We start from the raw sequence: 15,160 nt of genomic DNA on the forward strand, positions 1-15,160 counted from the left end.
ATAGCCGCCTGGGCCCGCGACGCCTTGCGCGAGGACAGCGATCTGCACTATGACCTGCTCGATCTCGCCGAGGTCGGGCTGCCGTTCCTGGACGAACCCCGCAAGGCCGCGCTACAGCAGTACGAGCATGAACACACCCGAGCCTGGAGCCGGCTCGTGCAGAGCTACCACGGCTTCTTTTTCGTGTTCCCGCAATACAACTGGGGCTACCCCGGCGTCCTGAAGAACGCGCTCGACTACCTCTGTTGGGAATGGCGCGACCGTCCCGCGAGCCTGCTGACCTACGGCACCCACGGCGGCAACAGGGGCGCCGACCAGCTCATCGGCGTCCTGCACGGACTGCACATGCGACTGCTCGACACCCACGTCGAAGTCGTCATCACCGACCAGGACGTGGACGAAAACTGGCAGCTGCGCGACCTCGACGCCACGCTGCACCCGAACCGGGAACTGCTGCGCAAGATCGGTGCGGAAATGTCCCGCGCACTCGACGACAACTCGTCACCGCAGCCCTTGCGGAGAACGGAGAAACAATCATGACAACCCGCCAGGTGGGCTTCATCGGGCTCGGGAAGATGGGCGGCGCCCTCGCGGGCCGACTGCTCGATGCCGGTTACGACGTCACCGTGTGGAGCCGGACTGCCGCCAAGGCGGACGACCTGCTTGCACGCGGTGCGCGGCTCGCCGACCGCCCCGAAGACGCGATCGCCACCGGAATGGTCTTCTCGATGCTGAGCAACGAGGAAGCGGTGCGGCAGGTCTTCACCGAGGACCGGATCCGCTCCGCGCCAGAGGGTTTCGTGCACGTCAATCACGCGACCGTCAGCCCGGCCGCGGCGCGCGAGTTCGCCGCGGCCGGCGGGGGATACCTCAGCGCCCCGGTGGTCGGCCGACCCGAGGCGGTGGTGGCCGGGAAGCTCGCCGTGCTGATCTCGGGCGACGCGGACGTCCGAGCCGCGACAGCACCGATGCTCGCCGCGCTCGGCCGAAAGGTGTGGGACTTCGGCGACACGGTGGACGCCGCACCGACGGTGAAGATCGCGATCAACTATTTGATCCTGCACGCGTTGCAGGCACTGTCCGAATCGATCACCCTGCTGGAGCACGCCGATCTGAATGCGGGGCGGTTCGTCGAAATGATCAACGATTCGGTCTTTCCTGGCCCGGTGTACAGCGGCTACGGCAACGCCATCGCGACGAGCACTTACACGCCGCCAGGGTTCACCACCACGCTCGGATTGAAGGACCTGAACCTCGCGCTGAGCGCCGCCGCCGAACTCGGCGTCGCACTACCGGCCGGACCGGCCCTGCACGACGTGTTCGCCGCCGCGGTCGAGCAGATCGGCGCGGATCTCGACTGGGCGAGCGTCGCCGAAGTCACCCGGAAACGGTCCCGCTGAGCACGTTCAGTCCGCGGAGCTGTCGCGGAGGATGGCGGTCAGCAGGGCCGCGGCCGCGGCGATGACGGCGGTGGCGGTGAACGCGGCGCCGTACGCGTTGGCGAGCTGGGATGGCGAGGATTGATTGCCGGAGGCGCCGGTTACGGTGGCGATTGCGAGCTGGCGGGCCAGATCGGTTGCGGCTCATAACATCCGGTGGTGCCGATCAGCGGATCTCGACCACCACTTTGCCAAGGGCGTGTCCCTCGCCGACGTGGGTCAGCGCGTCCGCGGTCTCGTCGAGGGGGAAACTGCGGTCGATGTGGATTCCGATCCGTCCCGCGACACACGATTCCGCGAGGGGGGTGAAGTGCGCGGGCCCTTCCTTCACCGCGAGCACCCCGAGCCCGCGGCCGGTCACCATTCCGGCGACCACTCCGACCGTCGTCAACCGCAGCAACGCGCTCGTGGTGCCGCCGACGCAGCGATACCGGCCGCCACGCGCGACCGACCTGCGATAGGCGAAGACCGACCGGTGGGCAACGAGGTCGAGCACCCGGTCGTACGGTCCGGTTCGGGTGAAATCCTCAGCGCGATAGTCGATGACCTCGTCAGCGCCGAGCGTGCGCATGAACGCCAGTTTGGCGGCGTTGTCCACGCCGGTCACCTGCGCCCCGGCACTCTTGGCCAACTGGATCGCAAATGCTCCGGACCCGCCGCCCGCTCCGTTGATCAACACCGACATACCGGCTGTGATGCCTGCCGTGCCCTGCAGTGCTATCGCCCCCGCCTGTGGCAGCGTCGACGCCTCGGCGAAGCTCAGCGACGCCGGTTTGTGCGCCAGCGCCGATTCAGGAACCACGGCATATTCCGCGAACCCACCCTTGAGCGTGAGATTGTCGCCGTAGACCTCGTCACCCGGTGCGAACACGGTGACCTCGGAGCCGACGGCTTCGACCCGTCCGGCGATATCGGATCCGAGAACCGGGCGCCTAGGTGTCCGGAGCCCGCCGATGCGTGAATACAGCGGCGTCCCCTGCAGTGTTTCCCAGTCGGAGAGGTTGACCGACGTCGCGTGCACCTGGACGAGCACCTGTTTCGGCCCCGGGGAAGGCGTTGGGACCTCCGCGATCGACAGCACCTCGGGGCCGCCGTAGCGGTCGTACACGACGGCCCTCATGCGATTCCAGCACCGAGGATCGAGCGACAGCCTGACACCTCACAAACTCTAGTCGGCGAGGGCTTCGATCGCGTCGAGATCGTCATCGCTAATCGCGAACATCATTATCGGGTCTGGATTCTCAGCGTCTACTCATCAGCAGAAGGCGTTCTGCATGCCGTCTATCCCATGCCAACTTCATTCGGAACGAGTGAGCGGTAGTGCAGCAACCCGCGCGGTCCGAAGCAGCAACGCAGGTCTGCGGAAGTTCCACGGGCCGTACGGATCACGCCTGTCCTGGCCAGGCTCTAATTCGGTCGACAGGGAGCGGCTCAATCACTAGAAGCGCACGGAGATGCACGCTGTGCGTGCGGCGACCGCGACTGGTCGGGTGATCAGTGGGAACTGATGGCGGCATCGGCCGAGAGGCCACTTACCTCAGTTCCCAGTGATCAACTGTCCAGCAATGTATCTCGGGCGAGGATTCGCCCTGCGATAGAGGAAAGCAGGCAGCGTCCGGCACTAGCCGCAGGGCGTGTGCGTACGCGAACGCACGCCGGAATCGCCTTCGCAGACCGATGTTCTGTGCGAACCTTGACAGGTCGATCACGTCCAGATGCCTTGTGCTGTAACCATCTTCGACGGTTCGACGAATGTAGCGTCACCAGATGCGTCTGGCCCTGTGCGACAGAATGATCGGTGGCAGTCAAGTAACGGGGGTCGGTATGCGGAAATGGACCGCGGCGATGGCACTGGGCATGGCCGCAAGACCTCGGCACCCTTGTTCTCACCGAGGCCCTCGCCGAATCACCCACTCCTGAACCGAGATTCGACCCTCTGTGCGTCGCTGCGGGCATTGCTGCCCCGCGCGACCAGCTCGCCGCCGACCGCAGCACGATCTACGCCGCAGCCGTCACCCGCCGTACCTAGCTGGCAGCCGAGGCGGGCTCTTGTGCCTTGAGCTCGGCCTTCCATTCGCGGAAGCCTTCTTCGGTGCGGCCGCGACGCCAGTAGCCGGAGATCGACGCGGCCCATTCGGCGGGCACATTGCGTTCGCGGCGGACGTATCGACGCAGGTCGTGCATGACGGCCTGGGCTTCGCCGTGGATGAAGACCTGGACCCGGCCGTCGTCCCACGGGGCGTTGCGGACGGTCTCGGCGAGTACCTCGCCGGGGGCCTCGGTGCCGCGGTGCAGCCAGGTGAGCTCGACGCCGTCGGGCTTGTGCAGGGGGAGTTCGTCGTCGGGGCCTGCGACCTCGATGAAGACCTTGCCGACCGTGTCGGCGCCCATCGCTTCCAGCGCGGCCGCGATGGCGGGGAGCGCGGACTCGTCGCCGGCCAGCAGGTGCCAGTCGGCGTCGGCGCGCGGGGCGTAGGCGCCGCCGGGGCCGTAGAGGTCGATGGTGTCGCCCGGCTTGGCCTCCGCCGCCCACGGTCCCGCGATGCCCTCAGCGCCGTGATAGACGAAGTCGGCCGCGATCTCGCCCGCTGCGGCGTCGACGGAACGGACGGTGTAGGTGCGCAGCACCTCGATCCCCTCGCGGTCGAAGATGAACTTGACGTAGGAGTCGGTGAATCCGTTGGTCTGGAATGCGGCGAAGCCGGGGCCGCCGAGGTGGACCCGGATCAGGTGCGGGCTGAGCCACTCGGTGCGCTGCACGGTCAGGGTGGTGCGGGGTCGGGCCATAGGTAAACCTCCCACGTATGTTGTTAGGGTCGCCTAACCGACCCTACTCCGGGTTTCGGTTCGGCGGTATCGCGGTACGTTCGGTTCACGGTGCGGGCAATCGCTGACGAAGAGGCAGCGGAAGGTCAGGATGACGGAATGACTCAGACTGCGCCGACGCCGACCCACCTGGTGCAACAACGTTATCGTGCGCCGGAACCGAGCGGGCCGACCCAGTGGAATCCCGTGCTCGACGTGTTGCACCGGCACCGCTCGGTGCGGCGCTATCTCACCGATCCGGTGACGGATGACACACTGCGCCTGCTGATTTCGGCAGCGCAGTCCGCCCCGACCTCCTCGAATCTGCAGGTGTGGAGTGTGATCGCGGTGCGCGATCCCGAGCGCAGGGCGCGGCTGGCGGCGCTGCCAGGCAACCAGGTGCACATCCTGCAGGCGCCGGTATTGCTGGTCTGGACAGCCGATTTCGCCCGCCTGCGCCAGCTCGCCGCGGATCGGGAGGCGCCGCTGGACGGCGCGGACTACCTCGAATCGAGCTACGTCGGGTTCATTGATGCCGCCCTGGCCGCGCAGAACGCGGTGGTGGCCGCGGAATCCCTCGGGCTCGGCACGGTCTACCTCGGCGCGTTGCGCAACAACCCGGAAGATGTTGCGGCGGAACTGAACCTGCCGCCCCAGGTCTTCGCGGTCTTCGGTCTGCTTGTCGGCCATCCGGATCCGAGCGAGGACGCCAGGGTCAAGCCGCGGCTGCCGCAGGGCGCGGTGCTGCATCACGAGACCTACGACCTGGCTGCGCAGCGTGACCATGTCGCCGACTACGAGTCCCGCATCGCCGAATTCTATGCCGAGCAGGAGCTTTCGCACTCCTGGACCGAGCGGGTGCTGGCCCGCCTCGCCTCCGAGGAGAGCCTGAACGGCCGTCATCGACTGCGTGAATCGCTCGCCAATCATGGCTTCCGGTTGAAGTAGATCAGGCCGCGATGACCTTCTCCTTGAACAGTTCGAACGAGCGGATCCGGTCCTCGAGGTCGTAAACCAGTGTGTTGAGCATGATCTCGTCCGGTTGGGTGCGGGCGACCAGGTCATCGAGCTGCTGACGGACCGTCGCAGGCGAGCCGAGCAGCTGTCCTTCCCTGCGCTGTTCGATGAAGTGCCGCTCGCGCGCACCGAGCGGAAACGCGGCGGCCTGCTCCGGTGTCGGCAGCGCCTGCGGCCGTCCCGCGGCCAGCTGCAGGAAGGCCAGTTCGCGCGGCATCGCGAGGATATCGGCCTGCTCGTCGGTGTCGGCGACCACCGCGGCGACCGCGATCATCGCGTGCGGGCGCGCCAAATGCTCCGATGGCTGGAAGTTTTCGCGATACAGCGCCAGCGCAGGCTCGGTATTGGCGGCGCTGAAATGGTGCGCGAAAGCGAACCGCAACCCGAGCGCGGCCGCGACCTGCGCGCTGTACCCGCTCGAGCCGAGCAGCCAGACCTCCGGCTCGTCGCCGATGCCGCGACCCAGAACCGGTGAAATCCCATCGCCTCGGTGCGCCGCGCCAACTCGGTGGTGGCAGCAAGCCCAGCACCCACCGTGCGGCCGGACTGCACCGGTGCGAGATCCAGCACGGACAGCGGAACGTCGATCATGTGACTCCTCCGAAGTGGCGACCCCCTTTGGCAACGCAGGGTTCACTCGACATATTTCGAGTCGTCTGACCTGCGATCTTCCCTGCGATGGGGTTCCGACGATGCGACCTCTGGCCGTGCGGACCGGTAGCGTGACGCACTGATCGTTTGCCTGGACATGCGATGATCCCATGAAATTGTGTCCGGGATCACCGACGTGGGACCCGGACGTCGCGTCGTTGCCGCAAGAGAGAAGGACCGCACTATGACAGCCGCCGACCGTCATCTATCGGACGCCGGAACACTCGACCAGGCCGGTGCAGGCGACTCGGAAGGCTACTCACGCGGCCTGAGCCCGCGGACCATTCAGATGATCGCCATCGGCGGCGCGATCGGCACCGGTCTGTTCTACGGTGCGGGCGGCGCGATCGAGCAGGCCGGGCCCGCGCTGATCCTGGCGTACCTCGCGGCAGGCCTGGCGATCTTCGTGATCATGCGCGCGCTGGGGGAGTTGCTCACCTATCGGCCGGTGTCCGGCAGCTTCGCCGAGTACGCGCACGAATTCCTCGGCCGCTACGCAGGTTTCGTGACCGGCTGGTCGTACTGGGCGGTGTGGGTCGCGACCTGTATGGCCGAGATCACCGTGGCAGGCAAGTACGTCCAATACTGGTTCGACATCGAACCGTGGATCACCGCGCTGGTGGTGCTCGCGCTGATGTTCGCGGCGAACCTGATCTCGGTGCGGCTGTTCGGTGAGGGTGAATTCTGGTTCTCCGCCATCAAGGTCACCGCGATCATCGGCATGATCCTGCTCGGCATCGGCGTGCTCACCATCGGCTTCGGTCATGCGGCCAACCCGACCGTCACCAACCTGTGGGCCGACGGCGGCGTGTTCCCCAACGGCTTCGGCCAGTCGCTGCTGGTGCTGCAGATCGTGCTGTTCGCGTACGTCGGTGTGGAGCTGGTCGGTGTCACCGCAGGCGAGGCGCGCGAGCCGCGCAAGACCCTGCGCAAGGCGATCAACACCCTGCCGTTCCGAATCGGCCTGTTCTATGTCGGCGCGCTGGTGGTGATCATGTCGGTGTCGAGCTGGCGGAACTTCCACGCGGGCAAGAGCCCGTTCGTCGAGGTGTTCCAGCAGATCGGCATCCCCGGCGCGGCGGGCATCATCAACTTCGTGCTGCTGACCGCGGCGCTGTCGTCCTGCAACTCGGGCATCTACTCGACAGGGCGCATGCTGCGCACGCTGTCGCTGCACGGCGAGGCGCCGTCGGTGCTGACGAAACTGAGCACCCGCCACGTGCCCTACGTCGGCATCAGTGCGTCGGCGGCCTTCATGGTGATCGGCGTGATCGTCAACGTCATCTCGCCGGACAAGGCGTTCGCCTACATCACGTCGGTGAGCACCATCGGCATCATCTTCGTCTGGGGCATCATCCTGGTCTGCCATCTGGCCTACCGTGCCAAGGTGGCCCGCGGTGAGCTCCCCGCGGCCGACTATCGACTCCCCGCCGCGCCCTACACCACCATCGCGGCCCTCGCCTTCCTCGCCCTGGTCGTCGTCCTGCTGTTCTGGACCGAGAGCGGCCGCACCGCGATCGCCGTCGGCGTGGTGTGGGCAGTGCTGGTCTCGGCCGGCTACCTGGCCCTCACCCGGCTCGGAAAGGAAAGCGCAGCAAAGTAATTCCGGCCACGCACGCTCACCTGTCGAAGCGGTAGGTGAGCGTGTAGGTGTTGGTCCCGTCGTCGGCTCGGTAGCCGCCGGTGCCGCTGATCCCGGTCAGCCCCTCGGTGCCCGAGCCGGGGACGACGGACCAGTCGGCGCGCGAATTCCCGGTGGGATCGAACGTGCCGGTCATGCGGAGGATGAAGCTGCCGGAGCGGCCACCCAGGGTGCAGCGCGTGCGCTGCAGACTGTCGAAACTGCCGCTGCCGTCGGGCAAAGTGCAGGTCAGGCCTTGCCATTCGGCGTCGCCTTCGATGTCGCCGGTGTAGAGGTCGTACCCCTTGGCTGCGCCCAATGTCGGTGCGTCCGGGACGACCGCGAATTCGGTCTGGTCCCAGGATTTCGATTCGATCGTCCCGGTGGCGAGTGTCGTTGTGGTCATGCGGACGACGATATGGCTGGTCGCCGATGGTGGTCTTGAACAAACGCGAACGCGTGATAATGGAGCATGGACTCGACCACGGACGCGCCGCCACGGGGCGTGCTCGACCCGCGTTCCGGCGTCGGCGTGTATCGAGAAGCGCTCATTCCGGCAGCCGAGGACCTCGCGAATATCGTTGCGCACCATTGGACAGTCCGGTGGGATCTGCGTGCGCGGGAGCCGTACGTCGTCGAAGTGTTGCCGAGTCCGTCGGTGGTGCTGGTCGTCGAGGACGGACAGTGTCGGGTGCACGGCGTGCTTCGCGGCAGGTTCGAGCACACCCTGGCCGGTCGTGGCTCGATCTTCGGTACCTCGTTCCGCCCCGCGGGATTTCACTCGCTGTCCGGCAGACCGGTGACCGAGCTGACCGATCGGGTGGTCGCCGGATCGGAGATATTCGGCAAGGACGCGGACCGCTTCGCCGCGCGAATGGCACGCGTCCATGAGGTCGATGAACGCACCGCCATCGCGGAAGCCTTTGTCCGCGAACATCGTTCCACGGTCACACCCACCGCAACGATGCTGAACGAGATCGTCGAACTGGTCATGACCGATCGCGACATCGTGCGCGTCGACGACCTAGTCGACCGCTTCGGCCTCGGAAAACGCACGTTGCAGAAGCTGTTTCGCGACCACATCGGCGTCTCCCCGAAGTGGGTCATCCAACGCTACCGCTTGCACGAGGCCGCCCAGCGCCTCGAAGATCCCGAGACCGACCCGGCCACCCTGGCCGCCGAACTCGGCTACGCCGACCAAGCCCACTTCACCAGAGACTTCAAATCCGCAGTAGGCCGCCCACCAGTCGCCTACCGCAGACAGTAGGTCGACGGTGATCGACTACTCGCGTTTCGCTCGTGAACGGCCCTGATCAGGGGTTTTCGCTGGTAGTGGGTTTGGCAGGGGCTGGAAGTAGTTGACGACGAGGCGGGTGATGTCGGCCAGGAAGCGTTCGCGGGAGGTCGGCGGCTGGTCGAGGATGTAGCGGATGGTGAGGTGTTCGACCGCGCGGACCAGCATCCAGGAGGCCGATTCGAAGTCGACGTCGGCGGGGAGTGAGTCCTGGTGCATGGTCAGCGCGACGCGGGCCAGTTCGCCGACCTGCTGTTCGAAGGCGAAGACGGTGTTGTCGCCGCTGAGGCGGGGTGTCTGCTCGATGACCGCCCGCAAGAGGGCCGGATGGCTGCCCAAGGCGTCGAGTAGTGCGGAAATCGTTGTCGGGATGGCGATTTCGGGTGGCTCGCGGAGGTTGGTGAGTGCGCTGGCGTAGACGGTGCTCGCTACTTCCCGGTTGTAGCGATCGATGACCGCGGCGACGATGGCGTCTTTGTCCGGGAAGTATTGGTACAGCGATCCGGGGCTGATGCCTGCGGCCTTGGCGATCCGATTGGTGGACGCGCCGTCGTATCCGTGCGCGATGAGCACCGCCTGGCCCGCGTCGACGATGCGCGCCACCATGGCGCGAGAACGCTCCTGCTGCGGCGTTTTGCGAGTCTTCGGCGGCATCAGAAGACGAATTGAATGCGAGTAAATAGTCGTGTCAGCATCAATGCATGGTTGCACACAATGACGTGGTGCACGAGAGCCAAGACGCGCCCGTGCCACTCGGACCGGACTCGCTGACCTGGAAGATCTTCGGCTCGTTGTACTTCGCGCCGAGCGGGCTCTTCCTCGGCATGGTCCAGAACATGCATCCCGGCCTCGGCGCGGGAGTCCAGTACCACTCCGAGATCAAAGGCGAGTTCTATCAGCGGGTGTTCCGGTCGGCGTATCCGATTGTCGGCGTGGTCTTCGACGGTCCGAGGGCCAGGCAGACCGCCCGCGAGATCGTGGACTACCACCGCACGATCAAGGGCATCGACGAGCAGGGCAGGCGCTATCACGCGCTGGATCCCGGCACCTTCTATTGGGCGCACGCGGTGTTCTTCGTCCAGACGCTGCGCTCGGGTGAGCTGCTCATGGGCGGCCTCACGCAGGCGCAGCGAGAACAGCTGTGGCGCGAGCAGTATCAGTGGTACGAGATGTACGGCATGAGCATGCGCGTAGTCCCGAAGAGCTGGGCCGAGTTCCAGGACTACTGGAATGACATGTGCGAGAACATCTTGGAGGCGACCCCGGCCGCGTGGGAGATATACCGGTTGGCCGAGAACGTGCCGGTGCCACCGTTCCCGGTGCTCGACATGCTGCCGAAACCGCTGTGGGAGAGAATGGTTCGGCCGTTGGGCGCGCGGTTCTACCAATTCCTCACTGTCGGGCTGTGCGATCCGGCGATCCGGCGCACGATGGGCTTCACCTGGACCGCACGGGATCAGTTCTGGTTCGACCGCTGGTGCGCGCTGTTCACCGCCATGAACCGGGTGACACCGGACGAGATCCGCTACTTCTTCCCCCGCATCCGGGCCGGGCGCCGCCGCGAACGCGGCCTGCGTCCTGCGACGCTGCCGCCGCCGGAAGCACCCGAATTGCTCTGGCCTGCAGCCGAACACCGCGCCGACCCGAAACACTACTGCCCGGTGCACGCCGACCACGGCTCGACCGCAGCCACGAAATTCCGGCAACTGACAGGATTTTGACCGATGCTGGAGATGAATACCGCCGCAGCGCATCCCTTCGACTACTACTACCGGCCCGGCATGCCCCTGCGGCCCGCGCCACCGCGCGCGGTCGCCTCCGAATTGTGGTTCGAGCCAAGGAAATCGATCCTGTCACCGTGGCTGGAGGTGCGTCCGATCCCGGAAGAGACACCGCGCACCCGTTTGATGGCCGACCATCTGTGGCAAGGCGACGAGCCGATGGATCAGCTGGTCGCGGCCTTCCGGCGGATCGGCACCGCCGAGGGCAGGCGCCTGCTCGACCAGGCACTCGACCACGGCATCGACGCATTGGACGACCCGCCACCGGAACTGGTCGCACTGTTCGCCACGCTCGACAACCCGCCGGACTGGTACGACCCCGACCTGTGGGAGTACGGCCGCAAGCTGTGGATCAACGTGTCGACCTCGGGCAAGCTCGCGATGGGCGTGCAGGACTTCATGGGCACGTTCGTCGGTGCTGAGGTCGCGTCCGCGACGGGTGCCACCGGCCGGTTCGTCAACGATCCCTATCGGCGCAACCTGGAGACCTCGACCTGGTTCCGCAACGTGACCGTCCGCGGCGGCATGGACCGCTGGTCGCCGGTCTTCAAAGACACGGTGCGCGTGCGGCTCATGCACGCCCAGGTCCGGGCCGGCCTGCAGCGTGCCTGGGGCGTCGAGCATTTCGCCGCGCACGGCAACCCGATCTCGAACAGCACGATGATGGGCGCCGCGGTGACCTTCGGCCTGTCCCCGATGTGTTTCGACCACGTGCACGGCCGCACATGCACTGAGGCCCAACTGGATGCGGTGATGCATTACTGGGCCTACATCGCCTATGTCTTCGGTGTCGCCGATGAGCTCATCCCGCGCTCGGCCCTCGAGGGCATGGAGATGTCGGACTACATGGTCGCGACCGCGGGGGTGGCGCCGGAGTGGACCGCGAACATGGCGGGCGCAGCTACGCACCGACTTGCCAAGGGGACCAGCCTGATCGATCGTCTCAAGGTGCAGGCGACGGCGCCGTTGCTCGGCGTGCTCGCGTATTTCAGCAGCGAGGCACTTGTCCGCGAGCTGGTCAAGAGCACTCCGCTGCGTGCGGTGCCGGTACAACCGTGGTCCGCGCTGACCGGTGTCGCCGCGTCCCTCGATGTCCGGCTGCGCGCACTCGACGACGCACTGCCCGGCGCCAGGCGGCGGAGGATCCGGCGCGCGGCCGCCGACGACCCGGTCTGGCGTCGAAACACGAAGGTGGCCAAGCTGATGGCGGCCCGCGTCGGCATCTACGGCACCCCGTACGACCAGCACGATAATTCGGCCGCAGGCCTTGCCCGCTGCCCGGTCCGATGATCGCGCCGCTCGTCGTCGAGCTACGCCGTTCGGGCCGCACCATCACGGTGCCGCCCGCGCTGACCGTCCTCGAGGCATTGGAGGACGACGGCGTCCCCGTCGACTCGATGTGCCGGGCCGGTATCTGCGGCACTTGCGAAACGTTCGCGCTGTCCGCCACCCCTGGCACGGATTACCCAGGCCCGCTTCGCCTTTGCGTCACCGCCCCCGGCTCGCTCACCCGCCTGGTCCTCGATCTCTGACTCGAACCAGCCCCGAGATCACCTGGCGGGAAGACAGATCAGGCCGTTCCCGCGCTGCCGGCTGGGACGGATTTCCGCGCAGGCATGCATGCCGAGGCGATCAGCATCACCACAGCCATCGCCACCATCACGACGAAGACCAGGTGCACCGCGGAGGACAGGGTGGACGGCGCAGGGTGATCGGTGTCGCCGACGCGCGCGTTCACGATCGCGCCGAACACCGCGACGCCGACGGCGCTGCCGATCGAGCGGGCGAACAGGTTGGCCGAGGTGACCACACCCCGCTCGGACCATTCCGCGCTCGCCTGTGCCGCGATGAGTGTCGGCGACGCGACCAGACCCATGCCTGCGCCCATCAGGAAGCACGAGGCGGCGACCTGCCACAGCGTCGAATCCTCGGTGATCAGCAAGGTGGTTGCGGCGCCGACCGTGGCCAGCACGCTGCCGATGAGCGCGGTCGCCCGGAAACCGATGCGCAAGTACACCTTTCCGGCCAGCGACGCGGAGATCGGCCAGCCGAGGGTGAGCGCGCCGAGGGTGAGCCCGGCGACGAGCGCGCTGGTGCCGAGCACGCCCTGCGTGAAAGTCGGGATGTAGGAGGTCAATCCGAGCAGGATGGCGCCGACGAGCACTGACGTCACGCTGCTTGCGACGAGCACGCGCCTGGTCAGCACCCACAGTGGCAGGATCGGGTTCGCCGCCCGGTGCTCCACGAACCCGAACAGCACGAGCAGCACCACGCCGCCCACGAAGATGCCGATGCTCGCGGGGGAGTCCCACGCCCATGCCTGCCCGCCTTCGAGCAGCCCGAGGATCAGCGCACCCGCGCCGACGGTCAGCAACGCGGCACCGAGGTAGTCCACTTGTTGCTTGCGGCGCGGCGCGCTCTCGGTGAAGCTGCGCACCATCGTCCAGCCGGCCAGCGCGGCAAGCGGCAGGTTGATCAGGAAGATCCAGCGCCAGCTGAGGTAGTCGGCGAAGACGCCGCCGAGCAGCGGCCCGCTCACCGCCGAGAACGCCCACACGCTGGCCAGATAGCCCTGAGCCTTGGCCCGCTCGGCCAGCGTGTAGAGGTCGGCGGCGATGGTCATCGTCATCGGCAGGATCGCGCCTGCGCCGATGCCCTGCACCGCGCGGAAGATGATCAGCCCGAGCATGCTCGTCGCGAGCCCGCACAGTAGTGAGCCGAGCGCGAACATCGCGATGCCGAGCAGGATCACCGGCTTGCGGCCGATCGTGTCGGCGAGCTTGCCGTAGATCGGCACGGTGACCGCCTGGGCAAGTAGGTATATCGAGAACAGCCAGGGGAACTGGGCGAACCCGCCGAGATTGCTGGTGATGGTCAGCACCGCGGTGGCGATGATGGTGGAATCGAGCGCGACCAGGAACGTCGTCAGCATCAATGCGCCGAGTACCGCACCCCGTTCCGAACGGAGGCCGACCGATGCTGTCACTGTCTCGGTCGACACGCGAGACCCCTTTCGTTTGTTCGCCTAACCACCACGAAGAAACGTATCGCGTTTCGAGCTATTCCCGCATGGAATATTTTCGTGACTGGGACTGTGGCGTGGTGGTTTACCGGTGTAGGCCGTAGGCCGACCGGGCGGGGGACGCGTGGGGTTGCCGGGAGTCTGAGCTGAACAGCTACCCTCCAGAATGTGGCCCAGGTCTCTCGCGGGCTGGGACGAGTGTTGTGGAGTGGTACACACTTAGTTAGGCCCCCGCACGCTTTCAGCAAACATTTAGCAATCAATTTGGCGTTACTTGTTGTTGCACTGATTTGGTGTCTAATGTTTCCGGTAGTTGAATGAAGTGCTGTGCATTGTTAACGAGGTCGGTCGATCCCGTCGTAACCGGACAAAAAACGGTACGAATCGGACGTTACAGCCGTGCTGCATCCGGAGGCATTTACTCCGTATAGCGCCGGTGGCCGAGCTCACAGACGCTTCCAGGTGGAAGCTGTAGACAGTTCTCTCGGTGCAGTTGTACTGTCCTGCGGTGTGTTCAGGACGACTTCACAGGTAGGTGATGTTAACGCTCGAGCGGTTGCCGGAATCAGAGCGAGCATCCTCTGTGCCTGTCAGTAAATAGTTGTCCTAGTGTGAGGGCGCGGACGACCCCCAATCCAGTGAAATCGTAAAGATTCGACCAGACAGTAAGTTGAACGGGGCCTCCCGATGGAAATCTTCTGCATAATCCTCCTCGTCTATCTCGTCTTCGCGGAACCATTCTTCGAAATATTCTCGGTCCGCCTTTTCACGCGAGAATTCGGCGAACGGCCCGACGCGCGCACCCGCCTGTACCAGGGCGGCGTCTTCCGGACCTGGGCGACACTGGCCGTCATCCTCGTGGCGTTCGTCGTCAGCGGCACCTCGGTGCGCGAGCTCGGGCTGACCCACTTCGACTTCTCGATCTTCCGCGGCTTCTCCCTCGCCGAGAAGATCATCAGCCTCGCCATCATCGCCGTCTACGTCTCGTATCTCTTTGGCCCCGTGCTGATCCCGCTGGTCGGCGGGCGCAAGGGCAAGGACTGGATCGCCAAGAAGATCGAGTACGTCGTCTTCATCACCCCGGAGAACTCGATCGAGCGGTTCTGGTGGCTCGCGAACTCCTTCAGCACGCCCGCCGAGGAGGTCGTCTACCGCGGCTTCACCATCTACGCGGTAGCGCTGCTGTGGCCGGACACGCCCTTCTGGGTCCTGATCATCGTTGCCGGTGGCGTCATCGATGGTCTGCGGCACGGGTTCCGTCCCGCCGTGTCCGCGCAGGTCATTTTCGGTGGTGTCGCCCTCGCGCTGATGTACAAACTGACGGGCGCGATCTGGCCGACTATCGCGGTCAAGCTATTCCACGACCTGCGCGTTCTCGCATTCCCGCTGGCGCAGGCTCGCCAGAACCTGGCCGAGCGTGGATTGTCCGAGATTCCCGGGAAAACCTTGGCAGACCAGATTGTCCCCGCCGTCGCGGACAATTCTGAAACTTCAGTGGAGTCGCGTACTTCTGTTTAGAGGTAGTAGGGA

General features: G+C 65.8%; 15 protein-coding genes. 9 read left to right on the forward strand and 6 right to left on the reverse strand.

The features are described 5' to 3' along the window. Positions 1-540, forward strand: a 540-nt coding sequence (locus NA11_RS36940; RefSeq protein ID WP_069166732.1) for an NADPH-dependent FMN reductase, incomplete at its 5' end; no start/stop codon positions are given. Beyond that, positions 537-1,400: an NAD(P)-dependent oxidoreductase gene (locus tag NA11_RS36945; protein ID WP_069166733.1), complete on the forward strand. Its 864-nt coding sequence runs from the start codon at positions 537-539 to the stop codon at positions 1,398-1,400. The genes NA11_RS36940 and NA11_RS36945, both read left to right, overlap by 4 nt. Before the next feature lie 205 nt (positions 1,401-1,605). On the opposite strand, the gene NA11_RS36950 is transcribed toward NA11_RS36945, so the two are convergent. Then, positions 1,606-2,559 (reverse strand): NAD(P)-dependent alcohol dehydrogenase, encoded by a 954-nt coding sequence (locus tag NA11_RS36950; protein WP_069166734.1) that lies wholly within the window; start codon positions 2,557-2,559, stop codon positions 1,606-1,608. A gap of 905 nt (positions 2,560-3,464) precedes the next feature. Beyond that, on the reverse strand, positions 3,465-4,226 hold the full coding sequence (locus NA11_RS36955) for a siderophore-interacting protein (protein ID WP_069166735.1): 762 nt from the start codon (positions 4,224-4,226) through the stop codon (positions 3,465-3,467). Between the two features lie 138 nt (positions 4,227-4,364). Here NA11_RS36955 and NA11_RS36960 point away from each other — a divergent pair, with 138 nt between their 5' ends. Then, positions 4,365-5,192, forward strand: coding sequence for an NADPH-dependent oxidoreductase (locus NA11_RS36960; protein ID WP_069166736.1), 828 nt, complete (start codon positions 4,365-4,367; stop codon positions 5,190-5,192). Between the two features lies 1 nt (position 5,193). On the opposite strand, the gene NA11_RS36965 is transcribed toward NA11_RS36960, so the two are convergent. Next, a complete protein-coding gene (locus tag NA11_RS36965; RefSeq protein ID WP_369691185.1) occupies positions 5,194-6,117 on the reverse strand; it encodes an MsnO8 family LLM class oxidoreductase in 924 nt (307 codons plus the stop codon). On the opposite strand from NA11_RS36965, the gene NA11_RS36970 reads away from it, so the two are divergent. Then, positions 6,097-7,515, forward strand: coding sequence for an amino acid permease (locus tag NA11_RS36970; RefSeq protein WP_069166737.1), 1,419 nt, complete (start codon positions 6,097-6,099; stop codon positions 7,513-7,515). The genes NA11_RS36965 and NA11_RS36970 overlap by 21 nt on opposite strands. Positions 7,516-7,531: 16 nt before the next feature. On the opposite strand, the gene NA11_RS45980 is transcribed toward NA11_RS36970, so the two are convergent. Beyond that, the gene (locus tag NA11_RS45980) at positions 7,532-7,939 is read right to left on the reverse strand and encodes a DUF3224 domain-containing protein (RefSeq protein ID WP_069166738.1); all 408 of its coding nucleotides are present in this window, start codon (positions 7,937-7,939) and stop codon (positions 7,532-7,534) included. Between the two features lie 66 nt (positions 7,940-8,005). Here NA11_RS45980 and NA11_RS36980 point away from each other — a divergent pair, with 66 nt between their 5' ends. Continuing rightward, positions 8,006-8,800 carry a helix-turn-helix domain-containing protein gene (locus NA11_RS36980; RefSeq protein ID WP_069166739.1) on the forward strand — a complete coding sequence of 265 codons (795 nt, stop codon included), beginning with the start codon at positions 8,006-8,008 and terminating at the stop codon, positions 8,798-8,800. Positions 8,801-8,815: 15 nt separating this feature from the next. Here NA11_RS36980 and NA11_RS36985 read toward each other — a convergent pair whose 3' ends face one another. Then, complete coding sequence (locus NA11_RS36985; protein WP_245746491.1) at positions 8,816-9,481, reverse strand: TetR/AcrR family transcriptional regulator; 666 nt, start codon at positions 9,479-9,481, stop codon at positions 8,816-8,818. A 47-nt stretch (positions 9,482-9,528) separates the two neighbouring features. On the opposite strand from NA11_RS36985, the gene NA11_RS36990 reads away from it, so the two are divergent. From NA11_RS36990 to NA11_RS37000, 3 genes are read left to right on the forward strand one after another with little or no spacing between them, the layout of a single operon-like run. Then, the gene (locus tag NA11_RS36990; protein ID WP_069166741.1) at positions 9,529-10,548 is read left to right on the forward strand and encodes an oxygenase MpaB family protein; all 1,020 of its coding nucleotides are present in this window, start codon (positions 9,529-9,531) and stop codon (positions 10,546-10,548) included. Between the two features lie 3 nt (positions 10,549-10,551). Next, positions 10,552-11,898 (forward strand): oxygenase MpaB family protein, encoded by a 1,347-nt coding sequence (locus NA11_RS36995; RefSeq protein ID WP_069166742.1) that lies wholly within the window; start codon positions 10,552-10,554, stop codon positions 11,896-11,898. After that, complete coding sequence (locus tag NA11_RS37000) at positions 11,895-12,140, forward strand: 2Fe-2S iron-sulfur cluster-binding protein (protein ID WP_069166743.1); 246 nt, start codon at positions 11,895-11,897, stop codon at positions 12,138-12,140. The genes NA11_RS36995 and NA11_RS37000 overlap by 4 nt, the downstream gene beginning before the upstream one ends. Positions 12,141-12,178: 38 nt before the next feature. Here the strand turns inward: NA11_RS37000 and NA11_RS37005 are convergent, their stop codons facing one another. After that, positions 12,179-13,609, reverse strand: coding sequence for an MDR family MFS transporter (locus tag NA11_RS37005; RefSeq protein WP_069166744.1), 1,431 nt, complete (start codon positions 13,607-13,609; stop codon positions 12,179-12,181). Positions 13,610-14,317: 708 nt separating this feature from the next. Between NA11_RS37005 and NA11_RS37010 the strand changes: the two genes are divergently transcribed. Next, the gene (locus NA11_RS37010; protein WP_069166745.1) at positions 14,318-15,148 is read left to right on the forward strand and encodes a CPBP family glutamic-type intramembrane protease; all 831 of its coding nucleotides are present in this window, start codon (positions 14,318-14,320) and stop codon (positions 15,146-15,148) included. Positions 15,149-15,160: the final 12 nt, after the last annotated feature.

This window comes from Nocardia altamirensis NBRC 108246, from assembly GCF_001612685.1.
Taxonomy (GTDB): domain Bacteria; phylum Actinomycetota; class Actinomycetes; order Mycobacteriales; family Mycobacteriaceae; genus Nocardia; species Nocardia altamirensis.

What these genes read in the sequence shown, in the direction of transcription:
- NA11_RS36965 (WP_369691185.1), bottom strand. Translation starts at nt 6,117, where the DNA reads ATGACGGTCGGCGGCTGTCATAGTGCGGTCCTTCTCTCTTGCGGCAAC.
- NA11_RS37000 (WP_069166743.1), top strand. Translation starts at nt 11,895, where the DNA reads ATGATCGCGCCGCTCGTCGTCGAGCTACGCCGTTCGGGCCGCACCATC.
- NA11_RS36990 (WP_069166741.1), top strand. Translation starts at nt 9,529, where the DNA reads ATGGTTGCACACAATGACGTGGTGCACGAGAGCCAAGACGCGCCCGTG.
- NA11_RS36945 (WP_069166733.1), top strand. Translation starts at nt 537, where the DNA reads ATGACAACCCGCCAGGTGGGCTTCATCGGGCTCGGGAAGATGGGCGGC.
- NA11_RS36970 (WP_069166737.1), top strand. Translation starts at nt 6,097, where the DNA reads ATGACAGCCGCCGACCGTCATCTATCGGACGCCGGAACACTCGACCAG.
- NA11_RS36985 (WP_245746491.1), bottom strand. Translation starts at nt 9,481, where the DNA reads ATGCCGCCGAAGACTCGCAAAACGCCGCAGCAGGAGCGTTCTCGCGCC.
- NA11_RS36980 (WP_069166739.1), top strand. Translation starts at nt 8,006, where the DNA reads ATGGACTCGACCACGGACGCGCCGCCACGGGGCGTGCTCGACCCGCGT.
- NA11_RS45980 (WP_069166738.1), bottom strand. Translation starts at nt 7,939, where the DNA reads ATGACCACAACGACACTCGCCACCGGGACGATCGAATCGAAATCCTGG.
- NA11_RS36950 (WP_069166734.1), bottom strand. Translation starts at nt 2,559, where the DNA reads ATGAGGGCCGTCGTGTACGACCGCTACGGCGGCCCCGAGGTGCTGTCG.
- NA11_RS36960 (WP_069166736.1), top strand. Translation starts at nt 4,365, where the DNA reads ATGACTCAGACTGCGCCGACGCCGACCCACCTGGTGCAACAACGTTAT.
- NA11_RS37010 (WP_069166745.1), top strand. Translation starts at nt 14,318, where the DNA reads ATGGAAATCTTCTGCATAATCCTCCTCGTCTATCTCGTCTTCGCGGAA.
- NA11_RS36995 (WP_069166742.1), top strand. Translation starts at nt 10,552, where the DNA reads ATGCTGGAGATGAATACCGCCGCAGCGCATCCCTTCGACTACTACTAC.
- NA11_RS36955 (WP_069166735.1), bottom strand. Translation starts at nt 4,226, where the DNA reads ATGGCCCGACCCCGCACCACCCTGACCGTGCAGCGCACCGAGTGGCTC.